Raw genomic sequence first — 25,809 nt, 5'->3', positions numbered from 1 at the left:
AACGGTTATTTCTTTATTGCATTTAAAACTGTATACGCTGCTTTAATGCGCTCTTCATTTGGAATACGTTTATTGGTTAACATGACTAAGCCAATATTTTCTTTAGGAATAAACACCACATACGTTCCGAAACCGTTAGTTGAGCCAGTTTTATGGTACATCTTAACTGAAGGTTCTTTTGAAATAGCAGTCACTTTATTAGGTTTCATCACAATCTGTTCTGAATTACTGTCTAGTAAAGTTTGTAACATTGCCGGATAAGAAAACTCTTCCCAACCGAGTGCCTGATACATGGTATTTACTTGATAGTGACCCTGATGTGTTTCATTAATTGCCCGTTGAATATCTGCCGGATATTTCTGTGGGTTAAGGTTGGCATGAATAAAACTCAACATGTCGGGTAGTGTCGATTTGACGCCGTATGCTGGGGCATCGAGTGGGCCGGGGTTAACTCGAATCGGCTGATTTTCTTGGTTATAGCCAAAAGCATAGTTTTGCATTTGAGTCTTAGGTACATTTACATAGCTATGTTTTAAGCCAAGGGCCGGAAAAATTGTTTTTTCTAAGACTTGATCGAAAGGTTTATTCATAGACAAAGCAACAACTTTTCCAAATAAGCCAATACTTGGATTTGAATATTGTCTGTATTCACCGATTGGGTTTTTAGGTTTCCAGTCTTTGAAAAAAGTTAAAACTTGTTGGTCTGTTTGTACTTCATCTGGGAACTGCAAGGCAAGGTTACCACTTGTATACGTCGCGAGTTGAAGTAAGTTAACTTGGTTAATCGGTGTATTTTTTAGCTCTTTCCAATATTTACCAGGCGTATCGTCAAAAGAGATTTTTCCTTTATTTTTTGCATATCCACCTGCTGTCGCGGTAAATAATTTACTAACAGAACCTAGCTCAAAAATGGTACTGCTATTTACGGCTTTTTTATCTTGAACAGATTGAAGACCATAATACATTTCATACTTTTTATTATTTTGAATAACACCCACAGCCATACCTGGCACATCATATTTTTCTAATAACGGTTTAAAATTTTGATCTACCAGTTTTTTAATTTCTTGGTCTTTTGGTGTATTGTCCGCATAAATTGAGGTACTAAAAATAAAAAGCGGGGATAAAAGTAGACAAGAAATTTTTTTAAATCGCATGATTAGCTCATAAATTATTTAAAAAGAAAGATGCCTACTTTTATAACAAAAATCACCTAATTTAATTGTTATGTTTTATAGGATTGGATTGAAGTTTATCGCGTTCAGCTATAAAAAAAGCCCAACATTGTCGGGCTTTTATTTAGGCAGTAAAAACTATATTAGTAGCTTTCTGGTACTGCACTTAAGAATTCACGGCGCGCTTCTTTATCGGTTTTAAAATCTCCGACAAATGAAACTGTACGGGTGGTAGATTCTTGTTTACCTACACCACGCATCATCATACACATATGTGCTGAATCGATGACTACAGCGACACCGCGAGCACCAGTGACTTCTGCAACAGCTTCAGCGATTTGCTGAGTAAGGTTCTCCTGAATTTGCAAACGACGAGCAAACATCTCGGTAATACGTGCAAATTTAGATAAGCCAAGAACTTTGCCTTCTGGTAAATAGGCAACATGAACACGGCCATAGAATGGGAGAAGATGATGTTCGCAGAGCGAATAAAATTCAATATTCTTCACCAATACCATTTCATGGTTATCTGATGGGAAAACAGCATTATTGGTGACTTCTTCTAAAGTTTTACTATAGCCAGAAGTTAAATATGAAAAAGCTTTAGCCGCACGCACAGGCGTATCTTTAAGGCCGGGACGATTAAGGTCTTCACCGACGGCAGTCAGAATATTTGCGTACGATTGCTGCATTGACATAAGACGTATAAATTTACTCTATTAGACAAGCTCGGCATTGTATCAGAAACATGACCTGATGTTCATAAATCCTCGCACTATATTTATTTTGGTTTTTCCTTACGCTTGATAAAAGATGAATAAATTTCATGTTTTTTATCGTTAATAGTCAAGTGTTTGGACATGAAATGTGCGCTTAATATTGATAAGTTCTAAATGATCGCCTAATGGCATCATATTTGCACAGAAGCATTATTATAAAGCATAAGGATAAAACATGTTAGAACGTCCAATCACCTTCTTTTTCCGTGGTGGTCAGCAGCAAGTAGAAAATATAGTACCCACAATGACGGTTTTACAATTTCTGCGAGAATATACTCAAACTGGTAAGACTAGGGAGACTGGTACAAAAGAGGGATGTGCTGAGGGCGATTGTGGTGCATGTACAGTAGTGATTGGTGAGTTGGTCAATGACAACCTGCAATTACGTAGTGTGAATGCGTGTATTCAGTTTTTACCGACTTTAGATGGTAAAGCCTTATTTACAGTAGAAGACCTTCATAGCTTATTGCCAGTACCAGATGGCACACTTCATCCGGTACAACAAGCGATGGTCGATATGCATGGTTCACAATGCGGTTTTTGTACACCCGGTTTTATCATGTCGTTATGGTCAATGTATGAAAATGAACAACAGTCTCTAAGCAAAGATAAAATCAGTGATTATCTTTCTGGAAACTTATGTCGCTGTACAGGCTATCGCCCTATTTTAGATGCAGCACAAAAAGCTTATGACTATCCACGTGTTGTATTAGAACGTCAAAAAGTAATTGATGTATTAAAAGAGATCAGAACATTACCTGCATTGCATTTGAATGATCAAAAGCAGCAATTTTTTGCACCCAAGACTTTGCAGGATTTTGCTACTTTACGTTTACAGTTGCCACAAGCACGTATTGTTGCAGGTAGCACAGATGTAGGTTTGTGGGTAACAAAGCAGGGCCGTGATTTGGGCGATATGCTTTATATAGGTCAAGTTGAAGAGCTGAAAAAGATTGTAGTCACAGACCATACTTTAACGATTGGGGCAAATGTAAGTTTGAGCGATGCACTCATTAAAATTTCAGATTTTTATCCCGACTTTCAAGAATTACAGCGCCGTTTTGCTTCCATGCCGATTAAAAATGCAGGAACACTAGGTGGAAATATTGCTAATGGTTCGCCTATTGGTGATTCAATGCCGGCATTAATTACGCTAGGTACACGATTGATTTTGCGTGTAGGTGAGCAGACTCGTGAAATTGCTTTGGAAGACTTTTATTTAGACTATCAAAAAACAGCATTACAACTTGGTGAGTTTGTTGAGGCGATTGTTATTCCGCTTCGCGAAGGGCAGACACGTTTTAAATTTGCCAGCTATAAAATTGCCAAACGTTTTGAGCAAGATATTTCTGCGGTATGTGCAGCCATTTCTTGCGAGTTAGATAATGATGATGTCACTCACAATGTAAGAATTGCTTTTGGTGGTATGGCAGCTATTCCCAAACGTGCAAAATATGCAGAAGCCATATTAGAAGGCCAGCAAATTACAGCAGAATTGATCGTTCAGGCGCAGCAGGCATTGTCGCAAGACTATCAGCCTTTAGATGATGGACGTGCTAGCTCGGCATATCGTTTACACGTCGCAAAAAACTGTTTACAGCGTTTTTATGTAGAAAAAATCCTGTCTCAAACACTCACTCGTGTGAATGACCTGATTGCTATGGTGGAGATCTAATATGAATCAAACCATTGACTTAAATATTTCTAAAAAATCAGCTAAAGCAGGCGACTCGATTCCACACGAAAGTGCACATTTACATGTGACGGGGCAGGCAACTTATATTGATGATTTACCCGAGCTTGAAAATACACTGCATTTGGCAGTTGGATTTTCAAGTTGTGCCAAAGGCAAAATCAGTAAGTTTGATTTGGATGCAGTACGTCAGGCCGATGGCGTCCATGCAGTTTTTTCTGCAAAAGATATTGAGGTTGAAAATAATTGGGGGCCAATTGTTAAAGATGATCCAATTTTTGCCGAGGAACAGGTTGAGTTTTATGGACAAGCCTTGTTTGTGGTTGTGGCCGAGAGTTATCAGCAAGCCCGTCAGGCAGTTCGCTTAGCAAAAATTGAGTATGTGCCCGAAACCCCAATTTTAACGATTCAAGATGCGATTAAAAAAGAATCGTGGGTGTTGCCGCCTGTTGAATTTAGCCATGGTGAAGTTGAGCAGGCATTTCAAAACGCAGCACATCAACTTTCAGGTGCTATTGAGCTGGGTGGGCAAGAGCATTTTTATCTTGAAGGGCAAATTTCCTATGCGATTCCACAAGAAAATCAGAGCTTAAAAGTCTATTGCTCGACACAACATCCAACCGAAATGCAGTTACTGATTTGTCATGCATTAGGCATGAATATGCATCAGGTCAGTGTGGAAAGCCGCCGTATGGGTGGTGGTTTTGGTGGTAAAGAGTCACAGTCAGCGCAGTGGGCATGCATTGCATCTTTGGCAGCGAAAAAAACAGGTCGTCCATGTAAATTACGCTTGGATCGTGATGATGACATGAGTGCTACAGGCAAACGTCACGGTTTTGCTTATGAGTGGTCTGTGGCTTTTGATGACAGTGGTGTTTTGCAAGGCTTAAAGGTACAACTGGCTTCAAACTGTGGTTTTTCGGCTGATCTTTCCGGGCCAGTGAATGAACGTGCGATTTGCCATATTGGCAATGCCTATTATCTAAATGCAGTTGAGCTACGTAACTTGCGTTGTAAAACTAATACTGTTTCCAATACGGCATATCGTGGTTTTGGTGGACCGCAAGGTATGTTTGTCATTGAAAATATTATTGATGACATTGCTCGTTATTTAGGTTGCGATCCGGTTGAAATTCGTCGGCGCAATTTCTTTGCCGAGCAGCCCGGTGGGGGACGTGACCGTATGCACTATGGGGCAGAAGTCCGTGATAATGTTGCGCCAAAATTGGTAGCCGAACTATTGCAAAGTAGTGATTACGCGAAGCGTAGACAGACTATTCATGCCTTTAATCAGAACAATGACATCATTAAGCGTGGTATTGCGTTAACCCCATTAATGTTTGGTATTTCATTTAACGCTGTGCATTACAATCAGGCGGGTGCACTGGTCTACGTGTATATGGATGGCACTGTTGCGATTACGCACGGTGGTACAGAAATGGGACAGGGGCTATATACCAAAGTACGTCAGGTTGCTGCACATGAGTTGGGTTTACCCATCGATAGCGTTCGTTTAATTGCAACCGATACTTCTCGTGTGCCCAATACTTCGGCAACTGCAGCATCGAGTGGAGCAGATTTAAATGGTAAAGCTGTTCAAAATGCCTGTATTAAAATTCGTGAGCGTCTGGCAAAACTTGCAGCCGAAATAAGTCAAAGTGAAGCTGACCAAGTCCAGTTTGAAGATAGTATGGTCACAACAGCGAATGGTCATTCATGGACATTTCCTGACTTGGTTCAACGGGCATATATGGCACGTGTACAACTATGGGACAGCGGTTTTTATAAAACGCCAGAAATTCACTATGATCAGGTCAACCATTTGGGGCGTCCATTTTTCTATTATGCCTATGGTGCAGCGGTTAGTGAGGTCGCAATAGATACCTTAACTGGAGAAATGAAAGTATTACGTGCCGACATTTTGCATGACGTCGGGTGGTCAATTAACCCTGCAATTGATATTGGACAAATTGAAGGCGGGTTTGTGCAAGGGATGGGATGGCTCACGACAGAAGAGTTGTATTGGCAGCCGCAGGGGCCACACGCAGGCCGTTTGTTTACCCATGCACCTTCAACTTACAAAATCCCGACCAGTGTGGACATTCCTCATATTTTTAATGTCAAACTGTTTAATAATCAAAACCAGGCAGACACTATCTATCGCTCTAAAGCGGTAGGTGAACCGCCATTTATGTTGGCATTATCGGTTTTCTCTGCAATTCGTCAGGCAGTACAGGCGGCTATTCCAGAAAATGCACCGCTCGTACTCAATGCTCCGGCAACTGCCGAGGAAATTTTACGTGCAATTGCGATTGGACGGGGACAAGCTTTGGCTGCTCGCCCACAGGCTAAAATGTAGAAGATTATGCAAAATTTACAATGGTGGACTGATTTTGTAGCGTGGCAAGCCGATGCATTGCCTATGGTATTAGTCACAGTGGTCCGTGCTGATGGTTCAACACCACGAGAGGTTGGTGCAACGATGTTGTTGCGATTTAATTTGCAACAGCAATGGCAGCAGTCAGATACGATCGGTGGTGGGCATTTAGAGTTTCAGGCGATTGATATTGCTAAAGCAATGTTAAAAGAATCGGAAACTTGCGTGAGGCGTATTGAACGCTTTAACCTCAGTGCCCGGTTGGGGCAGTGTTGTGGCGGAGTGATGTGGTTATTGTTTGAAAAAATATCACCCGCTGAAATTGCGTCGGATTTATCTGGGAGTTTGCCAGCATGGCGAGCTGGAAAGCATATATGGCGTAACGTCTCACATCAATATGCATCCACTTGGCAGACTATGGATATGGAACAACAACCAAGTTTCGAGTTTCATTCTGGCAGCGGTGAAGAATGGCAATTTGGCCAGCAGATTCAATCAAATGCCATGCAAGTGCTGATTTGTGGCGCGGGGTATGTGGGTGAAGCAATTGTCCGTTGTTTATTGCCTATTGGTGTGAGGGTGAAATGGATTGATCCGCGTGATGATATTTTCCCATCCGATTTACTGGAACAGGCGTACTGTATAACAACTGATACCTTAGACGCCGAGATCGAACATTTTGACCGTTCAGGTGCAGTTTTAATTTTAACGCACGATCATCAACTAGATCTGCAACTGTGTTTTACAGCCTTAAAACCTACAGCAAAACCATTTGCTTATGTTGGGATGATTGGCTCAAAAAGTAAAAGGGCCATTTTTGAAAAACGTATGCAGGTGCGAGGTTATACTTCGGAAACATTACAACGTTTGGTTTGTCCGATCGGGATAGACGGGATTTCATCAAAACAACCTGCAATGATTGCCATTGCAGTAGTTGCTCAATTATTACAGGTATTTGATGTAAAAAAATGATCCCAAAGGATCATTTTTTTTGTTCAAATTTTGGATTTTTTTCTGCACGTTTAAGCAGTACGAGAACAGCACCTGTGCCACCTTGGTTTTCAGGGGCACTTACAAATGCCAAAACATCACGATGTTGGCGTAGCCATCCATTGACATAGGTTTTTAAGACCGCTTCTGGGCCTTTACCATGCACAATTTTAATGACATTTTGATTTTCATCTTTTGCCATCTGGATGATTTGTAAAACTGCGTCACGTGCTTGTTCAATGGTACAGCCGTGTAAATCTACAGCTTCAAACCAACGCATCTTGCCTGCTTTTAAGTCTTCAAAAACCTTATGTTGAAGAGTCGCAATGCGATAGCTTAACGTTGCTTGGCTTGCGACCGGATTTAAAGCAGCTTGTGTATCTGATAGCTCGGCATGTTCGGTATCACGACCACCTTCGGCAGCTGCACGTTTCGCCAGAGTTTGTGCATCAACTTTTTTGGCACGTGGGGTTTTTACATCGGCAATATTACTATTGTTGATGGGTTTAACGCCTGCAACAGCCTGCTTAAATAGATGTGTGTCTTCCAATTCTTCAGACTCAGCCTGAGATTTTTTAGACTCAGGCTGATTTGCGATTTTGCTTGAATGAGGATTGGAGATTTGCTTTTTAAATTGCTTCAATAACTTTTGTTGCTCTTTAGAAAGCGATGAATCTTTATTACTCATATATCTTCATTAAACCGTTTGAGGTTGTCCAAAAAGGGCAGTAAAAGCTTGATCTGGACGTGGTTGTTTCATAAAACTTTCACCAACCAAGAAACTGTGAATATCATGCTCTTGCATCATACGTACATCATCTGGTGTCGCAATACCACTTTCAGTGATCAATAAACGTGAGGCCGGAAGTAATTTTTTCAACCGAATAGTAGTATTTAAATCTACATCAAAGGTTTTTAAATTGCGGTTATTCACGCCTAATAGACATTGCTCAGAAAGCTTTAAGGCACGCTCTAACTCTTCTTCGTCATGAACTTCAACCAATACATCAAGTTGATGCTCAAACGCAGTTTTAGACATTTCTTCGAGTTGCTGGTCAGACAAACAAGCAACAATTAATAAAATACAGTCAGCATGCAAAGCACGTGCTTCAACTACATTGTACGGGTCGACCAAAAAGTCTTTACGTAAAGCAGGTAGGGCACAATGATGACGAGCAATCGCAATATTTTCATCTGCACCCTGAAAGAAATCAACATCGGTCAATACCGATAAACATGCTGCTCCAGCTTGTTCATATTGCTGAGCAATTTCGGCAGGGTTAAAGTCTGCGCGAATGATTCCTTTTGATGGAGATGCTTTTTTAATTTCAGCAATCACGCCCGGACGTTTATGTTGTAAAGCATTTGCAAAGCCACGCACCGGAGTCGCTGCTTTTGCAAGTTCTTCTACGTCTTGCAAATTACGTTGTTTTAAACGCGCAGCAAGTTCCTCATGTTTACGGTCAACAATTTTACCTAAAATGGTATTTTGAATATTAATCATGAGAAGTCCTTAATCTGCCTGAGATTGTTTTAATGTTTTAGTAAATTCAGCTAAAACACTCATTTTCTCTAATGCTTGCCCGCCGTAAATAATATCTTGAGCGAATGCAACAGCCTGAGCATAAGTCTTGGTAATGCCCGCTACATAAATACCTGCGCCTGCATTAAGCGCAATCATGTTTGCAGCTTTTTCACCAATATCAGATTTATTTTTGCTTAAAGCATCTTTAATAAGCTTTAGACTCGCCGTTGCATCTGCGACAACCAAACCATTTAATGTTTGTGACTCAATTCCGACATCTTCAGGATTAAGGGTCCATTCCGTAATTTCACCGTCTTTAAGCTCAGCAATAGTTGTCGGAGCTGCAAGACTGATTTCATCAAGACCATCTTTTGAATGGACAACCATGACATGTTCGGCACCAAGTTGTTTCATCACTTCGGCAATTGGGCGGCACAGTTCATCTGAAAACACACCAATCACAAAGCGTTTTACACCAGCCGGGTTGGTCAGTGGGCCGAGTAAATTAAAAATACTTCGAATACCAAGTTCACGACGTGGGCCTGCAGCATATTTCATGGCTTTGTGGTGGTTTGGTGCAAACAAGAAACCTACACCCATTTCACGGATACAGCGTTCGGTTTGTTGCATATCTAAATCAAGATGAATACCTGCTTGTTCAAGTAGGTCTGATGAACCTGATTTACTTGAAACGCCACGATTGCCATGTTTTGCAATGGTCGCACCTGCTGCAGCAATCACAAAGCTAGACGCTGTAGAGACGTTAAATAAATTTTGTCCATCACCGCCAGTTCCCACAATATCAACTAAATGTTTGATATCGCTCACATCGATCTTGATCGCAAATTCACGCATGACACGTGCGGCCGCTGTCATTTCGTCAATGCTTTCACCTTTCATGCGTAGGCCCATCATTAAAGCACCAATTTGTGCTTCGGTTGCCTCACCTTGCATGATGCTGCGCATAATTTCTTCCATTTGAGGCTGAGTCAAATGAATGTTCTTGGTAATGTGGTTGAGCGCCTGTTGGATATTCATAGTCATGATTTACAGCATTAATGATTAAAATTTTTAGGTGAAGTTGATCGAGTGCGGGAGGTTCGGCCTATTGCGTTCCATGATTCACTAGCTAGGGGGCTATGTTAGCAGAAAATAACCAAAGATTTTTGCTGTTCGATAAGAGTTTTAAAAATTTTGCTCAGTTAGGGTATGGGGTTGAGTCATAAACAGAATTTATTTATTGAAAAAGGTTTTAGTTTATTGTGAGTTTTTATGATAAATAATTAACCATTTGGTATATCTTAAACATCAATATATCTAGAAAAAATGTGTATAAATCAACCAAATAAAAGTGGATATAGTAGGGCGATCTTTATTTTGTCTATTAATAAATATGTATTTAAATAACTTGAAATATGTAGGGGCTTTAAAAAATAAGCGCTCATTTATTTTTGTATTTGTTGTACTGTTTCATCCATTAAAAAGCTATGCGCAAGAAACCGTAGAGCAAACACAAAACCAAGCTAAACCAGATAAAGTAGTCCGTGTTGCAGTAACAGGATCTCGAATTTCAAAAGCACAAAAAGATGGCCCGACTAGTGTGACCGTCATTACCGCAGCCGATATTGAAAAACAAGGTTTTAGTAACGCATTTGATGCACTCAATAACCTGACGCAAAACACTGGTTTTGTGCAAGGTGCCGATTATGGAAATACTTTTACACCTGCGGCTAATGCCATTAGCTTACGAGGCTTAGGACCTAATCATACTTTAACTTTAATTAATGGACATCGGGTTGCAGACTATCCTGTACCGTACGACGGTTCTGTCAATTTTGTAAATTTAGCCAATATTCCAACTGCTATTATTGACCGTATTGAAATATTAAACGGTGGCGCTTCTGCAATTTATGGTTCAGATGCAATTGCAGGCGTGGTAAATATTATTCTAAAAAAGAAAACAGATGGCACACAATTTAATATTAAGGCAGGTGGAACCAAAGAAGGTGGTGAAAATTTACGTTTACAACTAAGTGGTAGTAAAACTTTAGACAAGCTTAGTCTCGTTTATGGGGTTGAACTCAGCGGCCGTGAACCGATATGGGCAGCCGATCGAGATTTTATGAAGAGCCGAACTCGTTTAGGAGAAAAACCAGACACGATTGTGGGTCGTAAAAATGCTGATACTGGTAAATATCTTTCAATTGGTGGGTGTCAAGCCTTTAATGGTTTATTTAACGGATCAGTCAATAATATTGGACAAGCAGGGGCGGACAATTGTGCCAGTGGCTTGGCTCGACCGACTTATTGGACTGTTCAAACTCAAAATCGCAGTCAAAATGGTTATCTCGGTTTAGATTATGAGTTAAATGATAAAACTCAATTATTTGCCGATTTTTTAATTGGGGCAAATCAAATTGAAAACAATACCCGTAGTCCGATATGGACTTCTCTTGGGGCATCAAGTGGTTATTTCCTAAATCAAGATTCGGGAAATTATGAAATTTGGAATCGCCGCTTTGCGCCTGAAGAGTTAGGCGGGGTAGAACGCATAAATAAAAAGTGGAAAGAACTTTCTTCGAACTTAAACTTCGGAATTCGAGGGGATATTGGAGAAACGAGCTGGAGTTATGAAGCAGCTTATAATGGTTCCATTTATACCAGTCAGCTACGCCGCCAAGGTTTATTACGTTCGAATGTTGATGAGTACTTCTTAGGTCAGCAACTTGGTACAGATGCAGATGGTATTCCTATTTATTCACCTCATTTAGATCGTTTAAGTCGACCACTAACAGCAAGTGAATTTGAAAGCATTTCGGGCACAACAAAAGAAAAAGATAAGTCGTGGGCGCAAAGTTTAACCCTAAGTGCGAATGGTGACGTATTTAAGCTACCTGCAGGAACTGCCAAACTTGCGGCTGTGGCTGAAATTGGGCGTCAAGGCTTTTCGATTAAGCCAGATCAGGCAGTTGAAAATGGTGAGTTTTATAATACGAGTTCTAGTGGAGAATATAGTGGTACTCGTACACGCCAAGCACTTGGTGCAGAATTATTCTTACCTTTAGCAAAACCGTTAAATTTAACCTTGTCCGGACGTTATGACCGTTATGCTTTGTCAGATAACAGTATTGATAAGCTAACTTTCGGTTCAGGCCTCGAGTTTAGACCACATCCGACTTTGTTGGTGCGTGGTAACTATGCGACTAGTTTTCGTGCACCAGATATGAACTATCTGTTCTTAAATAAGCAAAAAGGTTATTTCGCAAGTACGACTGACTATTTACGTTGTAGCCAAACGGGACAACCTTTAGATAAATGTAGCTTTAAAGATTACGCACCTGGGGCGAACTACACTTTAACCGGAAACAAAGAGCTGAAACCTGAAGAGGGTAAATCTTATGGTGCAGGATTTGTTTGGTCGCCAACCAATAAATTTGATATCAGCATCGATTACTGGGATATCAAAATTGATAATCTTGTGACCAACTTAAGTGCGGACAAAATTCTACGTTTGGAAGCAGATTGTCGTTTAGGCAACCAAGATATTAACTCTGCAGCCTGTATTGATGCATTAGCACGTGTAGAGCGTAACCCTGCAAATGCAGTTGTCGACCCGAATGTGATTAAAAATATTAATATCGTTCCGATTAATGCAGCATCAGACCATACCCGCGGGATTGATTTCACTAGCAGATGGCGCTGGAAAACAGACAGCTTTGGTAACTTTCTCTGGACGGTAAATTATAGTCGTGTACTAGAACATGAATATCAACAATCAAAAGATGGCCAGAAAGATGACTACTTAAAAGATTTAAGTATTCCGGATTGGCGTGACCGTTTTAATACCAGTCTCAGCTGGAGCTTTGGTGATTGGGCATCAACAGTATTGGTTAATCGTTACGGCAAAATTCCAAACGGCGACCAGACTGCCTATTTAAGCCCAACGTATTTGGTGAACTGGAGTGGTACTTATGAAATCTCTCCAAAAGCTTCTGCTTCAATCATTATCAATAACCTGTTTGACAAAGTGAAACGAGATGACACGGGTGGTTGGCCGTATTATCCGATAGGATCATATTCACCATTCGGCCGTCAAGGTTGGTTGGAGTTTAACTATAAATTCTAAGAATGATGTATGGATGCAGCGAAGTGGTACAGCATTTGCTGCATCTTTTTATTTAAAACTACAGAGGATAAAACCCCTTATGCTGGTCAAGCCTTCATTTAAAAAAAGATTGTTACTTACAACATTATTATCTTTATCGGCTACACAGATTTTTGCATCTAATAACAGTGAACAAATCCCGATTGGTAAATTACCTGAGTGGGTCGTACCCGAATCTTATGATTTAGATTTTAAGATTGATCCCGCACAAAAAGGCTATACCGGTAAAACTACGATTCATTTAAAGCTGGCTCAAGCCACAGATCACATCTGGATTCATGGTAAATCTTTGACGGTGAAAGATGTGAATATCACATCGGCAGAGGGTACTAAAACCAAGGCAAAATATGAGCAAGCTTCTGAAGTAGATGGGGTAAGTAAAATTAAATTTGCCAAAACCTTGCCCGCAGGACAGTATCAACTTGTTCTAGATTTTAATGCAGCGTATGACCAGCAGCTCGATGGTATTTATAAAATCGAGTTTGAGGGTAAACCTTATGTGATGACGCAAATGGAAGCAATTAGTGCACGCCAGTCATTTCCGTCATTTGATGAGCCACGTTTTAAAACGCCGTTTAATATTCGTTTGACGATTCCAAGCAAATATTCAGGGTTTGCCAATACCCAACAAACGTCGGAGCAAGCAGAGAAGTCGGGTTGGAAAACACTCAGTTTTGCACAAACCAAACCACTACCAACATATTTACTTGCATTGGCTGTCGGGCCGTGGCAATTACAAAAAGGACCTGATATTGGAGCAACTTCATGGCGTAAGCAGCCGATCCAGTTACGTGGTATTGCGCCCGATGCTAAAGCTGAAAAAATGCAGCATGCTTTATCTGAAACGCCAGCCATTTTAAAAACTTTAGAAGATTATTTTGCCTTTGGTTATCCATTTGACAAGCTCGACTTACTTGCAGCACCAGACTTTGCTGCTGGGGCAATGGAGAACCCGGGGTTAATTACTTTTAGAGACTATCTAATGTTGTTAGATAAGGACTCACCAGTATCTTTTGTACAGAATTCATTTAATGTCAATGCACATGAGCTTGCACATCAATGGTTCGGTGATGTCGTCACGATGCCGTGGTGGGATGATTTGTGGCTAAATGAATCCTTTGCCACATGGATGCAAAGTAAAATCACCCAAAAATTACATCCCGAATTTAATGCTGATCTAGAACGTATTGCAGACACCGCAGATGCGATGAAAAGTGACAGCTTAGTAAGTGTGCGCCGTATTCGCCAGCCTATTTTAAGCAATGCCGATATTCAAACGGCTTTTGATGGCATCACTTATCAAAAAGGTGCAGCTGTTTTAAATATGTTTGAAAACTATTTAGGTGAAGAAAAATTCAAACAAGGGGTGCGCAATTATATTAATAAGCACCAATATGGTAATGCGACAGCTAATGATTTAATTAGCGCTTTAGCAGAGCAATCTGGACAAGGTGAGCACTTTACTAGAGCGATGAAAAGTTTTCTTGATCAACCAGGTGTGCCTTTAATTAACACCGCATTACAGCAAGAAGGCAATAAAGTCTTTTTAAATGTGAAGCAAAGCCGTTACTTACCTGTAGGCTCAAAAGGTGATGCAAGAAGCCTCTGGGGTGTACCATTATGTGTACGTTATGAAGTTCCAAATGCAGGTAGTAAAGTGCAATGTGAATTGGTAGACCAAGCAGAAGCCAAAATTGAACTCAAAGGTGCCAGCCTTGGCAGTTGGTATATACCAAATGCAGATGCGGCGGGATACTACCAATTTAGTTTGCCACAGAAAGAATTTACTCGTCTGACTGCTGCTACAGAAAAGCTTTCTAACACTGAACAGTTGGCTTATGCCTATGCAATTTCAGCTGCATTTAACCACGGTGATATTAATTTGTTGGCTGTCGTAGATGCTGCGAAGAAATTTGCCAATTCAAATAGCCGACAAATTAGTACAGCGCTGTTTTCCCAGTTAAGTACCATTCATCGCCATGTATTGAAAACAGAAGCTGAACGTGAACATTTTAGAAAAGTTTTGGCAAATTTATATTTACCTAAATTAAATCAGTTGGGTTATGTCAGCAAAACAGGTGAATCAGCTGAAGACAGTTTATGGCGTAGTGAGTTGGTTAGATTTCTTGCTCTAGATATTCAAGTTCCTGAAGTTCGTACCCAACTGTTAAAACAGTCAGATGTTCTATTTGCCCAAAAGCAGCTTAATTTTGCGCAAGTAACACCTGAATTATTGCCAACCATTTTAGCTGTACGTGTACAAGAAAAAGGTCAACCAGCTTTTGACCGATTGTCTGGAGAGTTACAACGCGTGACTCAACCAACACAACGTCTTGCGATTCTTACAGCCCTAGGTTCAGCAAATCAAGAAGCAACACGCCAACAAGCACGTCAGTTGATTTTAAATCCGCGGGTTAAAGTAGGTGAAGTTCGTACCGTGGTCAACTCCATCAATAATTATGGAGATGAACAAGGTGGCTTATGGTCTTGGTTTAAGGTAAATCATGACGCCGTGTTTGATCGTTTAGGTAAATCTTCGGCTGGGCGTTTCCCTGCAATGTTTAGTGGGGCAGCATGTACCCAACAACAAGCGGCACAGTTAAATGACTTTTTTGCACCACGAACTAAAGAGTTGGTTGGGGTAGAAAGAGGATTGAAACAAACCAAAGAACGTATTCAACTCTGCGAATCGCTGGTAGCAAAACAAGATGGGTCAATTGTGCAACAGTTAAAGTTGTAATTGATTCAGCCATAAAAAAGCCAACTGATCGTAGTTGGCTTTTTTATTAAGGGTTCTTATCAAATTACTTTTAAAACAATCTATTGACGGCTGACTTATGCGTAGATGTCTAAAAAGTTTTTAAAGATTTGATGGCCATGTTGGCTCAAAATAGATTCCGGATGGAATTGCACGCCTTCAACAGGAAGTGTCTTATGTTTAACGCCCATGATTTCTTCCATTGAGCCATCTGCTTCATTGGTCCAGCACGTTACTTCAAGACAGTCAGGTAGGGTTTCCTGATCAATCACTAATGAATGATAACGAGTTGCCGAGAATGGGCTAGGAAGATTACTGAAAATACCTTTATTGCTATGGTACATGTCAGATAAACGTCCGTGCATCACCGTTTTGGCTCTTACAATTTTCCCGCCAAAAGCTTGCCCAATACTTTGATGGCCTAAACACACCCCAAGCAAAGGAATTTTTCCGGCAAAATGATTAATTGCAGGAATTGAAATACCTGCCTCGCTTGGAGAGCAAGGGCCAGGACCAATCACAAGATATTTTGGTTGCCATCGTTCAATATCCTCTAATGTGACTTGATCATTGCGAACTACTTTTACTTCCTGATTCAACTCGCCAAAGTATTGAACGATGTTGTAGGTAAAAGAGTCGTAATTGTCGATCATTAGAAGCATGATGAACTTAACCTCATGATAATTAAAATATATTTAATAAGTGACTAAAAAAGTTACCCATATTGATACCCGTTTTCAGAAAAGACTTTTTAGGTTTGAAAAATAAGAAGCCGTTTTCTAATGGGCTAATATAGCAAAAAAAGAAGTAACCAGTTTAACTATTTCATTCGTTAGAAATTTGCAGAAAAAACGGCTTTAAGAAGTGAGGCTTTTTGAAATTATAGATAAGTACAAATAAGGCAGAATAAGCTTCTATTATAAATAAAAAAACTATTCTGCCTTGGTCATACAAGAAGATTAAATCTTACGTGTGTTATAAATCAACCAATCTAAAACATCGCCAGATAAATGTTCAGCCAGTCTTTCTTGAACAGTTTGATGATAACCATTTAACCAGTCTTTCTCTTCATCCGTTAGCATGTCAACGACAATACAATCTAAATGAATGGGGCAAAGGGTCAGCGTTTCAAACTCTAAGAAATCGCCGTAGGTTTTCTCAAACCCTGAGTGAAGTCTGTTTGCAACCAGATTTTCAATACGAATACCGTATTGTCCTTCATGGTATAAGCCCGGCTCGTTGGAAAGGATCATACCTTCACGCAACTTACTATAGGCATGAATAGGCGCGTAATAAGAAAGAACTTGTGGTCCTTCATGCACGTTAAGCGCAAAGCCTACTCCATGACCTGTGCCATGGCGATAATCTAAACCATATTGCCATAACGTATGGCGACAAATTGAATCGAGTAGAGGAGCCGCTAAACCTTCCGGATAAATCGTTTTTGCCAAAGCAATATGACATTTTAAAACCAGAGTATAGTCACGTTTTTGTTGTTCTGTTGGTGTGCCGACGGGAACAACACGAGTAATGTCAGTAGTGCCGTCTACGTATTGTCCACCAGAGTCAATCAGTAATAGGCCATCGCCTTCAATGAATGAGTAATGTTCTTCAGTTGCACGGTAGTGAGGTAGAGCACCATTGGCATTAAAGCCGGCAATTGTTGAAAAACTCGGCCCTATAAATCCATCTTGTTGAACACGGAAAGCCGTAATCTTTTCATCAATGGTGAGTTCTGAAATGCGTTGACCTTGATGAAGTGCTTTTTCTAACCAGTTGAAGAAATGGCAAAGGGCAACACCATCTTTCACCATGGCATGACGGATATGAGTAATTTCGCTTTCATGTTTACGCGATTTAAAAAGTGTACTTGGGTTGATGTCGTAGACAACCTGAATATCTGTTGCGATGGCTTGTTCATGAAAAATCGAGACTTTGGCTGGATCTAAAAGTACTGAGGCATCAGAAATATTCGATAAAAACTTAGCTGTATCTTCGTAGTCACGAATCTCAATGCCATCAGCTTTAAAAGCCTGTTGGGTGGTTAAATCAACTTTGTTGCTATCAATGAATAAAACAGCCTGTTGAGCACTGATATATAAATGCGAAAGGAATATAGGGTTGTATTCTACATCTTGTCCACGTGCATTTAAGACCCAAGCAATATCATCTAAAGATGAAATGAAATGTCCTTCAATCGCTTTAGTTTTTAATGTTTCGCGTATTGCCTGAATTTTTTCTTTACGAGATAGGGCATTTAACCCTTCAGGCATTAAATGAATCTGCTCTAAAGGAAGTTCTGGACGATTAGACCAGATCGAATCAATTAAATCTTGCTGTGTTTCAAGCTTAAAGCCACGTTGCTTTGCTGTATTTTCCAACGCTTTAAATTGCTGGATTGAAAGTGTTTGCCCATTTACTGAAATAACCGAACCAGCCGGTAGATTTTTCTCAATCCATGCGAGATGGGTAGAAGATTCATCACTGGTCAGTTTTTGTAATTGAAAGCCAGTTCCAGCGAGTTGTTGTTCGGCTTGTACCCAATAGCGCCCATCGGCCCAGAGTCCTGCAAAGTTTTGGGTCACAACTAAAGTGCCAACAGAGCCACTAAAACCGCTTAACCACTGCCTTGCTTTCCAATAGTCTGGTAAATATTCAGACATATGGGGGTCTGCACTCATAACAACCAAAGCATCAATACTTTGATTGGTCATGAGTTCTCGAAGTTTCGCTAGTTTTTCTGGAACAGTTAAGTCGTTCATATCGTTTCCAAATCAGGTTGAACTTTGTTGGTACTTTTGTCCATTAATTTATTCATTGGTTTCTTTAATAAAAATAACACGATTGCGCCAATAACCAAGGCTAATACACAGCGCATAAATAGGCTAGGTAAATGATTAATACCATCTGCCGAGACTTGCCCGCCAATTAAACCTGCCATGAGGTTGCCAAGGGCTGTACCTGTAAACCATAAACCCATAATTTGACTACGTATGACATCAGGTGCAAGTTTGGTCATGGTTGATAAGCCAATTGGGCTTAAGCAAAGTTCACCTATGGTAAGAAGAAATAAAGTACCGACTAACCAAAATGGTGAAACTACTCCACCATGAATAGCAAAATGACTGGCTAGAGACATAAGTAAAAAGCCACCTGCGGCGAATAACAACGCAATAATAAATTTGCTGATATAGCTTGGATCTTTATTCGCTTTACCTAGCTTCGCCCATAGCCAAGCTGCAACTGGAGCAAAGATAATAATAAAAAGAGCATTGATTGATTCAAACCATACAGTGGGAATCTCAAATCCGAAAACAATACGGTCCGTATAATCTTGCGCAAATAAAGTAAAAGTTGTGGGTTTTTGTTCGAAAGCTGACCAGAATAGGGCAGAGGCTGCTAATAAAACGAAGCAAATAATTATTTTAAATTTTTCATGTTGCTCTAAATTCAGGAAAAGAAGTAAATATGCAAAATAAGCAATAATCCCAATGCTAATACCTACGGTTAAATAGGTCGCGACAGCCACGGGATTGATGTGAATGATACCAAGGAAGGTTAGCGCAATAACGACTGCAACTGCGAATAAAAAGCTAAATACAATTTTAGGCGCATTTTTATTTTCTACGACAGGTTTGCTACAGCTATTGGCTTCTTGGCGTAGCTCATTAAAAGTTTGGAGCTGAGGCATTGCCATAAAACGGAAAATTAATAAAGCAATTAACATCCCAATGCCACCAATACCAAAACCTAAATGCCAGCCATGGTCTTTCGCCAAAAGCCCTGTAATAAGTGGGGCAATAAATGATCCCATGTTAATTCCCATATAGAAAATGGAAAAACCTGCATCACGTCTTGAATCATTGGCTTTATATAGTGTTCCCACAATCACGGAAATACATGTTTTAAATAACCCTGTACCTAAAACAATCAGTACTAAACCTAAGTAAAAGAAAGACTGATCAAATACAGACGTAAGGGCAATTGATAAGTGGCCTAAGGCAATAATAATTGAACCGTACCAGACAGCACGTGCTTGGCCTAACCAGTTATCAGCAACCCATCCCCCAAAAACGGTCATTAAATACATGGAGCCTGCAAATAATCCAACAATCGCTGCGGCAGTGGGTCGATCAAGTGCTAGACCGCCGTCATTGACCATCGCAATCATATAAAGAACGAGTAAGGGCCGGATTCCATAATAAGAAAATCTTTCCCAAAGCTCTGTAAAAAATAGCGTTTGTAAGGGTTTAGGATGGCCGAAAAAAGCTTTATCCGATTGTTCAAAGTCATATTTCATTATTCAAATCCTTGAATGCTTTTAAGTTTTTTATAAACATAACTTTTGGTTTGTTTATTTATAACAAAAATTTATGCATATAGTTTTTAGTTTTTTTTAATAATAAAAGCAAGTTTGGCCTGTATAAAAAAAGTGAATGGAAAAGAACATGAATAGTAAAATTTATTTTTTGCTGAGTAATGTGAGATCTACTATATGTGGTCTTATTAACTGCTTAGATAGCGACTAAATAGTGCGTTTATTTAGAGAAATTCATAAAAATGAAAAATAATTATTAGATTTTAACTAAAGCAGAAGGCATTTAACTGATGGTTTAAGTCATAAATTTAAGTTGCTGAAATAAACCAAAGGAACTCATTGGGGAAGATCGATGTCAAAGGAGTGATTATTTTCAAGTAATCAGATAAGAATCTCAGCATTATATATAAGAAAGTATTATGATCATGGACGACTGTTAGAAATTGATGCAGCGGTTTATATCAGTGCAACAATTTTGCACTAAATTAGGGCAATAATGAGCTATTTAAATATGCCATAATTTGAAAATGTGTGAATATGGTGCATTTACACAAGCAAACAGTATAATGGGTTCAAGACAAGGGGCCTAAAGCATGAATACTTATAAGTAATTCAATGTTTTAGGTAAGTCTTATAAAGTTGGTATGAGAATTGCTTAATAAATACCAGCAACTAACACGCACTCAACAAGTGCAACAAAATTTCATTGGAGCAAAATGAGCATGGCGAACAAGGTCCTTCAACTCATACAAGAAAGTGGCGCAAAATGGGTCGATTTTCGCTTTACTGATACTAAGGGTAAAGAACAGCACGTAACTTACCCAGCTGATTCTATTGATGAAGATACTTTTGAAGACGGTAAAATGTTCGATGGTTCTTCAATCGCTGGTTGGAAAGGTATTGAAGCATCTGACATGATTTTACGTCCGGATGCAGAAACTGGTTTCATCGACCCGTTCTTTGCTGAGCCAACAGTAGTTGTGACTTGTGACGTTATTGAACCTTCAACTGGTCAAGGTTATGAACGTGACCCACGTTCGATTGCTCGCCGTGCAGAAGAATACTTAAAATCTACAGGTATCGGTGATACTGCATTCTTTGGTCCAGAGCCAGAATTCTTTGTATTTGACGAAGTGAAATGGGACATCGATATGTCTGGCGCTCGTCATACATTAATCGCTGAAGAAGCTGCTTGGTCTACTGGTAAAGATTATGAGTCTGGTAACTCAGGTCACCGTCCACGTGTTAAAGGTGGTTACTTCCCAGTTCCTCCAGTTGACTCTGCACAAGATATGCGTGCAGAAATGTGTGCAAAAATTGAAGACATCATGGGCCCAGGTCGTGTAGAAGTACACCACCACGAAGTTGCTTCTTGCCAATTAGAAATTGGTGTGAGCTTCAATACGCTTGTACGTAAAGCTGACGAAGTTCAACAGTTCAAATATGCTGTTTGGAACGTTGCACATCAATATGCAAAAACAGCTACGTTTATGCCTAAACCAATGGTAGGTGATAACGGTTCTGGTATGCACGTTCACATGTCTATCTCTAAAGATGGTAAGAACTTGTTTGCTGGTGATGAATATGCAGGCCTTTCAGAAATGGCGTTGTACTTCATCGGTGGTATCATCAAGCACGCTCGTGCATTGAATGCAATCACAAACCCATCTACAAACTCATACAAGCGTTTGGTTCCTCACTTCGAAGCACCAATTATGCTTGCTTACTCAGCGCGTAACCGTTCTGCATCTATCCGTATTCCTTACGTTTCTAACCCTAAAGGTAAACGTATCGAAGCTCGTTTCCCAGACCCAATGATGAACCCGTACTTAGGTTTCGCTGCGTTGTTAATGGCTGGTATCGACGGTATCCAAAACAAGATCCATCCGGGCGAAGCTGCTGATAAGAACTTGTATGATCTTCCTCCAGAAGAAGAAGCAAAAATCCCAACAGTTGCTCATAGCCTAGATATGGCTCTTGAAGCACTTCAAGCAGATCACGAATTCTTGTTAAAAGGCGGCGTGTTCACTAAAGAAATGCTTGATGCATACATCGAACTTAAAACTGAAGATGTACGTCGTCTTAACACGACTACTCACCCAGTTGAATTCGATATGTACTATAGCCTGTAATACATACTTCATAAAAAAGCCTGCTTATGCAGGCTTTTTTATTGCTTGGAATGTTGATTGAATTCTCTACATTTTTTATCAAAAAATTGGGGTAAACTAGGTGCGAGTTTTCATGTGAGCAGATTATGCGTAAACGACAACCAGTACTTAAGCAGGAAAAGACTTTAAATCCTGAATTGAAAACATGGTTGTATGCGTCTGGTTCTCTGACACAACAACTCACTGAGCTGGGTGGTGGGAAGTTCAGCGTAAAGCCTTTCAAAGAACATTTCCAGCGTTTAACTTTTGCCGACAGTCAATGGATGAACATGCCCCATACCCACACTTCTTGGGTAAGGGAAACCTATTTATATGGCAGTGATGTAGAGCCGTGGGTGAAAGCAAAAAGTATTTTTCCCATTCAAAGTTTACAAAAAAAAGCCCGTATATTTCAGCATATTGGTTCTAAGCCAATAGGTCTTTTTTTATTTCAAAGAACAACACCACTTTGTGATCGCCGGGTTATTCGTTTACCAGAAGGCTGGACGCGACAAAGTTGCTATACTTGGCATGGATGTAAATTTATTGTTCAAGAAACATTCTTACCGGCTTTTGAAGCTTTTTTATATCAGCAGCACGACAAGGAATTACTATGACGACCGCAACAGGTACAACATGGCGTCAGCGTTTAGAAGCTTATTATTATCTATGCCGATTTGATAAGCCAATTGGTACAGAACTTGTGTTTTGGCCAACCATGTGGGCACTTTGGGTTGCATCAAAAGGAATACCGAATTTAGGTATTTTATTCGTCATGATTTTAGGCGTCATTTTTATGCGCGCTGCTGGATGTGCCATTAATGACTTTGCTGATCGTAAAGTAGATGGTCATGTAGAGCGTACAAAAACACGTCCGTTAGCAACAGGGGTTATTCGAGCCAGAGAAGCAGTATATGTATTCTTGGGTCTTGTTTTAGCAAGTGCATGTTTGTTGTTCTTTTTACCCATAGAAACTTTCTACTGGTCATTTGGAGCATTATTTTTAGCTTTCATTTATCCATTTATGAAACGCTATACCAACTTACCGCAAGTTTTTTTAGGAGCAGCATTTTCATGGTCAATTCCAATGGCCTTTACTGCGGTAGGTAAAACTCCGGATCTGACTTGCTGGTTGCTGTATTTTGGTAATTTGGCTTGGACAGTGGCTTATGACACTCAATATGCAATTACAGATCGCGAATATGATTTAAAGATTGGTGTGAAATCTACAGCTATTCTTTTTGGTCGATATGACATCCAGATTATTGCGCTTTTACAAGCAATAAGTCTTGTTTTGATTGGTACAGCGCTATATTTAGAAAATATCTTATTTCCTTGGGCCATTATTGCTTTAGTTGTAGTGGCATTTGATTTTATATATCAAACAATTAAAACCAAAGACCGCAACCCTCAGGTATGTTTTTGGGCATTCCGTCACAATCGTTGGGTTGGATTAATCATTTTTCTAGGAATATTTTTAAATTTCATATAGTAAAAATGACCGTGAGGTTGAAAAGTGTTCTATGCAGAGCACTTTTTTTATGTCTTAATATTTGTGCATGAAAAATATGCGGAATAAATAACACATAAAAAGGATATTCTATGAAACGGTCAAAAATTGCTTTAGCTATAACATTATCAATTTCAGCATTATTTCTTACGGCATGTAATGACGATGATGATGACTACACAGGGATAGACACAAATAAAGCTTATGTCTCAGAAAGTAATTACGCAATTGATAAAGTTGATAATGCTTCATCAATTAAAGTAATGACTTATAACATGGCAAATGTTCAAGGAAAAACAGCAACTGCTACAGCAATGGTATTGTTTCCAAAAGCAACACAACCGAAAGATGGTTATCGTGTAATAGTATGGGAACACGGAACTGTTGGGGTGGGTGATGGTTGTGCTCCAAGCAAAAATGCTATTAATCCGCGGTTTAAAATCCTTGCTGAGTCTTTATTAGCAGCAGGTTATGTGATTGTGGCACCAGATTATGAGGGTTTAGGCACCCCAGGGGTACATCCGTACTTAAACTTATCTAGCGAAGCAAAATCAGCATTAGCTGCAGTTAAAGCAGTAAAAGAGCATTATGGTGCTCAGTTAAAAGGTGATTGGATGTCGATTGGTCAGTCTCAAGGTGGCCATGCATCATTGGGGACTGCTGAATTTGCCAATACGGATGCGAGTTATAAAGGTGCGGTAGCCGGAGCACCTGCTTCAAGTTTGGGAACAATCATTCAAATTTATATTGATCCTGAAATGAATCAAGACAGTAATTTTGCAGTTAGTAAGCTAGATCAGGCAATTAGAGCGCGTAGACAGATTGATGCAGCGATTGCTGCAGGTCAAATGTCTCCAAATGATCCACTAGCACTTGCTGTACCTACAATTGATAAAACCGCAGAAGGATATGCCGAATTATTAGCATATGCAGCATTCGCTAGTGCGGGAATTAAAGCACAGCAACCAGACTATGACTTGAAGGCAATTTTTACATCGGGAGCAGCTGACATTGCAGAATTGGCCTATGGTCGTACTGGTGATGATGGTGCTTGTTTAAGTTATCCTGCGCCTGATACTGCAAACGGCCTGCAAGAGAAATTTAAAGCGGGAATATTAGCTTTCTTGGCTGACCCTACACATCAAATTACTCAGTACGGTATCGATCTGAATAAATTTAAGACAGATCAAGTTGTTCAAAACTTTTTGAAAGCGACTCAACCTGCGACGAATGCTACAGCCGAGAAAGTTATTAAAACACCAGTATTTATTATTCAGGGCGAAAAAGATCAAGCGGTATTGCCTGTGGTGACGCAAGGCTTATTTGCCAATATGAAAGCGAATGCTTTGAAGTTTTTCCCTCAAGCAGGCTACGATCAAGGTTATAAGCTAACCATTGTACCGAATGCGACCCATACTCAAGCAATCGTATGTCAAAATGCCAATGCTGTAGATTTCATTCAAGCTAAAATGTCAGCGGGTACAGGTATTGTGTTAACTGATGCGCAGAAAGATGCCAGCCAAAGCCCTCACTGTACAGGTAAATTTTAAGATCTATTTACTTGATTAAAATTAGTTTTAAAAAGAGTCTCTTTATAGAGGCTCTTTTTGTTATATTGTTACGCATTCTGAAATCGATATTATTTGAGTTTGAAGAACTTATGAGCCAGCAATCTGTTGAAAAAAAATCTGTTCCTTGGTTATTAATGGGATTAGGTTTACTTATTCCTTTTCTGATTATTGGAATACTTTTTTTGGCTGCAAAAAGTGATGCTCAGAATAAGAAACAATATGAACAGCAGCGTTTAGAAATGGAAAAAAGAATAGCTGAGAAAGAAGCTGCCAATTCTGACAAGAAATAACAGTAGTTTTTAATAAATATCTTTTTGTAGCTGGCGTACACTCGGGATGTTTGTATAGCGTCTTACGATATAACCTGCCTCTATGAGCATTTGATCACGAAGACGATCTTCTTCTACTTTCTCAAGGTGAGTAGGGTCATCTAGCTCAATAATGGCTATTACTTCCATGTTTTCATCAAGCAAAACAAAATCAGTGACTTTACGGTTGAACTGACTACGAATCTTATAATCATTACTGGTTATTAATGCGCTAAAAGCCACTTGTGCTAGAACATGATAACTTGGGAAACTCTGTTTTAAGCGTATAAACATTTGAGTTTCAAAATTAGTAATAACAGGACGGGCAAAGAACTTTTGTTTTGGAAATAAATAAGGACGTAAACAAACAAGAAGAAAAATACAGGTGCTTAAGCAACCTAAAATAATAAAAAATAAGTGACTCGATTCAAACATGTGAAGACATCATACAAATAAAAACCCACTCATAAGGAGTGGGTTTTTAAGAATC

General features: G+C 39.7%; 19 protein-coding genes. 10 read left to right on the top strand and 9 right to left on the bottom strand.

Translation table 11 applies throughout. The annotated features are described in order from the left end of the window. Positions 1–5: 5 nt before the first annotated feature. Together R5R67_RS11960 and folE are read right to left on the bottom strand one after the other, a co-directional pair. The gene (locus tag R5R67_RS11960; RefSeq protein WP_001211200.1) at positions 6–1,157 is read right to left on the bottom strand and encodes an extended-spectrum class C beta-lactamase ADC-249; all 1,152 of its coding nucleotides are present in this window, start codon (positions 1,155–1,157) and stop codon (positions 6–8) included. A gap of 161 nt (positions 1,158–1,318) precedes the next feature. Next, a complete protein-coding gene (gene folE, locus R5R67_RS11955; RefSeq protein WP_001187844.1) occupies positions 1,319–1,867 on the bottom strand; it encodes a GTP cyclohydrolase I FolE in 549 nt (182 codons plus the stop codon). Between the two features lie 262 nt (positions 1,868–2,129). On the opposite strand from folE, the gene xdhA reads away from it, so the two are divergent. The 3 genes from xdhA to xdhC are packed head-to-tail and all read left to right on the top strand — an operon-like array spanning position 2,130 to position 6,996. Beyond that, positions 2,130–3,629, top strand: a complete 1,500-nt coding sequence (gene xdhA / locus R5R67_RS11950; RefSeq protein ID WP_000893679.1) for a xanthine dehydrogenase small subunit — start codon at positions 2,130–2,132, stop codon at positions 3,627–3,629. A gap of 1 nt (position 3,630) precedes the next feature. Further along, positions 3,631–6,006: a xanthine dehydrogenase molybdopterin binding subunit gene (xdhB, locus tag R5R67_RS11945; RefSeq protein WP_009519537.1), complete on the top strand. Its 2,376-nt coding sequence runs from the start codon at positions 3,631–3,633 to the stop codon at positions 6,004–6,006. A gap of 6 nt (positions 6,007–6,012) precedes the next feature. Beyond that, complete coding sequence (gene xdhC / locus R5R67_RS11940) at positions 6,013–6,996, top strand: xanthine dehydrogenase accessory protein XdhC (RefSeq protein ID WP_001180528.1); 984 nt, start codon at positions 6,013–6,015, stop codon at positions 6,994–6,996. 10 nt (positions 6,997–7,006) lie between these two features. Here xdhC and R5R67_RS11935 read toward each other — a convergent pair whose 3' ends face one another. From R5R67_RS11935 to trpD, 3 genes are read right to left on the bottom strand one after another with little or no spacing between them, the layout of a single operon-like run. Then, the gene (locus tag R5R67_RS11935) at positions 7,007–7,702 is read right to left on the bottom strand and encodes a Smr/MutS family protein (protein WP_000066126.1); all 696 of its coding nucleotides are present in this window, start codon (positions 7,700–7,702) and stop codon (positions 7,007–7,009) included. 9 nt (positions 7,703–7,711) lie between these two features. Continuing rightward, positions 7,712–8,518: an indole-3-glycerol phosphate synthase TrpC gene (trpC, locus tag R5R67_RS11930; RefSeq protein ID WP_000608305.1), complete on the bottom strand. Its 807-nt coding sequence runs from the start codon at positions 8,516–8,518 to the stop codon at positions 7,712–7,714. 9 nt (positions 8,519–8,527) lie between these two features. Next, positions 8,528–9,577 carry an anthranilate phosphoribosyltransferase gene (gene trpD, locus R5R67_RS11925; RefSeq protein ID WP_001982145.1) on the bottom strand — a complete coding sequence of 350 codons (1,050 nt, stop codon included), beginning with the start codon at positions 9,575–9,577 and terminating at the stop codon, positions 8,528–8,530. A gap of 355 nt (positions 9,578–9,932) precedes the next feature. Between trpD and R5R67_RS11920 the strand changes: the two genes are divergently transcribed. Together R5R67_RS11920 and R5R67_RS11915 are read left to right on the top strand one after the other, a co-directional pair. Beyond that, positions 9,933–12,665 (top strand): TonB-dependent receptor plug domain-containing protein, encoded by a 2,733-nt coding sequence (locus R5R67_RS11920; RefSeq protein ID WP_000281153.1) that lies wholly within the window; start codon positions 9,933–9,935, stop codon positions 12,663–12,665. 13 nt (positions 12,666–12,678) lie between these two features. Then, positions 12,679–15,444, top strand: coding sequence for a M1 family metallopeptidase (locus R5R67_RS11915; protein WP_001189796.1), 2,766 nt, complete (start codon positions 12,679–12,681; stop codon positions 15,442–15,444). A 95-nt stretch (positions 15,445–15,539) separates the two neighbouring features. Here the strand turns inward: R5R67_RS11915 and R5R67_RS11910 are convergent, their stop codons facing one another. The 3 genes from R5R67_RS11910 to R5R67_RS11900 form a co-directional block, all read right to left on the bottom strand. Beyond that, positions 15,540–16,124, bottom strand: coding sequence for an anthranilate synthase component II (locus tag R5R67_RS11910; RefSeq protein WP_000925673.1), 585 nt, complete (start codon positions 16,122–16,124; stop codon positions 15,540–15,542). Positions 16,125–16,421: 297 nt separating this feature from the next. Continuing rightward, a complete protein-coding gene (locus R5R67_RS11905) occupies positions 16,422–18,224 on the bottom strand; it encodes an aminopeptidase P family protein (protein ID WP_000999150.1) in 1,803 nt (600 codons plus the stop codon). Further along, the gene (locus R5R67_RS11900) at positions 18,221–19,762 is read right to left on the bottom strand and encodes a peptide MFS transporter (protein ID WP_000872628.1); all 1,542 of its coding nucleotides are present in this window, start codon (positions 19,760–19,762) and stop codon (positions 18,221–18,223) included. Before R5R67_RS11900 ends, R5R67_RS11905 begins: the two co-directional genes overlap by 4 nt. A 734-nt stretch (positions 19,763–20,496) precedes the next feature. On the opposite strand from R5R67_RS11900, the gene glnA reads away from it, so the two are divergent. The 5 genes from glnA to R5R67_RS11875 all read left to right on the top strand — a co-directional run bounded on the left by glnA (position 20,497) and on the right by R5R67_RS11875 (position 25,301). Beyond that, positions 20,497–21,912 carry a type I glutamate--ammonia ligase gene (gene glnA / locus R5R67_RS11895; RefSeq protein WP_000061267.1) on the top strand — a complete coding sequence of 472 codons (1,416 nt, stop codon included), beginning with the start codon at positions 20,497–20,499 and terminating at the stop codon, positions 21,910–21,912. Between the two features lie 125 nt (positions 21,913–22,037). Further along, complete coding sequence (locus R5R67_RS11890; RefSeq protein ID WP_001231791.1) at positions 22,038–22,547, top strand: chorismate--pyruvate lyase family protein; 510 nt, start codon at positions 22,038–22,040, stop codon at positions 22,545–22,547. Continuing rightward, complete coding sequence (ubiA, locus tag R5R67_RS11885; protein WP_000205472.1) at positions 22,544–23,422, top strand: 4-hydroxybenzoate octaprenyltransferase; 879 nt, start codon at positions 22,544–22,546, stop codon at positions 23,420–23,422. The genes R5R67_RS11890 and ubiA overlap by 4 nt, the downstream gene beginning before the upstream one ends. Before the next feature lie 110 nt (positions 23,423–23,532). Further along, a complete protein-coding gene (locus tag R5R67_RS11880) occupies positions 23,533–24,990 on the top strand; it encodes a lipase family protein (RefSeq protein ID WP_000830589.1) in 1,458 nt (485 codons plus the stop codon). Between the two features lie 110 nt (positions 24,991–25,100). Further along, positions 25,101–25,301 carry a hypothetical protein gene (locus R5R67_RS11875; RefSeq protein ID WP_000082790.1) on the top strand — a complete coding sequence of 67 codons (201 nt, stop codon included), beginning with the start codon at positions 25,101–25,103 and terminating at the stop codon, positions 25,299–25,301. A 9-nt stretch (positions 25,302–25,310) separates the two neighbouring features. Here R5R67_RS11875 and R5R67_RS11870 read toward each other — a convergent pair whose 3' ends face one another. Next, positions 25,311–25,754, bottom strand: coding sequence for a DUF2726 domain-containing protein (locus R5R67_RS11870; protein ID WP_000464147.1), 444 nt, complete (start codon positions 25,752–25,754; stop codon positions 25,311–25,313). Positions 25,755–25,809 lie beyond the last annotated feature (55 nt).

This window comes from Acinetobacter sp. OYA S30 (genome assembly GCF_033599315.1).
Lineage (GTDB): Bacteria > Pseudomonadota > Gammaproteobacteria > Pseudomonadales > Moraxellaceae > Acinetobacter > Acinetobacter baumannii.
Note: the sequence above shows the minus strand (reverse complement) of the source record. Positions and strands in the feature narration are given on the sequence as shown.

Excerpts from the sequence above, each read along its gene's own strand:
- R5R67_RS11960 (WP_001211200.1), bottom strand. The coding sequence starts at position 1,157 with ATGCGATTTAAAAAAATTTCTTGTCTACTTTTATCCCCGCTTTTTATT.
- folE (WP_001187844.1), bottom strand. The coding sequence starts at position 1,867 with ATGCAGCAATCGTACGCAAATATTCTGACTGCCGTCGGTGAAGACCTT.
- xdhA (WP_000893679.1), top strand. The coding sequence starts at position 2,130 with ATGTTAGAACGTCCAATCACCTTCTTTTTCCGTGGTGGTCAGCAGCAA.
- xdhB (WP_009519537.1), top strand. The coding sequence starts at position 3,631 with ATGAATCAAACCATTGACTTAAATATTTCTAAAAAATCAGCTAAAGCA.
- xdhC (WP_001180528.1), top strand. The coding sequence starts at position 6,013 with ATGCAAAATTTACAATGGTGGACTGATTTTGTAGCGTGGCAAGCCGAT.
- R5R67_RS11935 (WP_000066126.1), bottom strand. The coding sequence starts at position 7,702 with ATGAGTAATAAAGATTCATCGCTTTCTAAAGAGCAACAAAAGTTATTG.
- trpC (WP_000608305.1), bottom strand. The coding sequence starts at position 8,518 with ATGATTAATATTCAAAATACCATTTTAGGTAAAATTGTTGACCGTAAA.
- trpD (WP_001982145.1), bottom strand. The coding sequence starts at position 9,577 with ATGAATATCCAACAGGCGCTCAACCACATTACCAAGAACATTCATTTG.
- R5R67_RS11920 (WP_000281153.1), top strand. The coding sequence starts at position 9,933 with ATGTATTTAAATAACTTGAAATATGTAGGGGCTTTAAAAAATAAGCGC.
- R5R67_RS11915 (WP_001189796.1), top strand. The coding sequence starts at position 12,679 with ATGCAGCGAAGTGGTACAGCATTTGCTGCATCTTTTTATTTAAAACTA.
- R5R67_RS11910 (WP_000925673.1), bottom strand. The coding sequence starts at position 16,124 with ATGCTTCTAATGATCGACAATTACGACTCTTTTACCTACAACATCGTT.
- R5R67_RS11905 (WP_000999150.1), bottom strand. The coding sequence starts at position 18,224 with ATGAACGACTTAACTGTTCCAGAAAAACTAGCGAAACTTCGAGAACTC.
- R5R67_RS11900 (WP_000872628.1), bottom strand. The coding sequence starts at position 19,762 with ATGAAATATGACTTTGAACAATCGGATAAAGCTTTTTTCGGCCATCCT.
- glnA (WP_000061267.1), top strand. The coding sequence starts at position 20,497 with ATGAGCATGGCGAACAAGGTCCTTCAACTCATACAAGAAAGTGGCGCA.
- R5R67_RS11890 (WP_001231791.1), top strand. The coding sequence starts at position 22,038 with ATGCGTAAACGACAACCAGTACTTAAGCAGGAAAAGACTTTAAATCCT.
- ubiA (WP_000205472.1), top strand. The coding sequence starts at position 22,544 with ATGACGACCGCAACAGGTACAACATGGCGTCAGCGTTTAGAAGCTTAT.
- R5R67_RS11880 (WP_000830589.1), top strand. The coding sequence starts at position 23,533 with ATGAAACGGTCAAAAATTGCTTTAGCTATAACATTATCAATTTCAGCA.
- R5R67_RS11875 (WP_000082790.1), top strand. The coding sequence starts at position 25,101 with ATGAGCCAGCAATCTGTTGAAAAAAAATCTGTTCCTTGGTTATTAATG.
- R5R67_RS11870 (WP_000464147.1), bottom strand. The coding sequence starts at position 25,754 with ATGTTTGAATCGAGTCACTTATTTTTTATTATTTTAGGTTGCTTAAGC.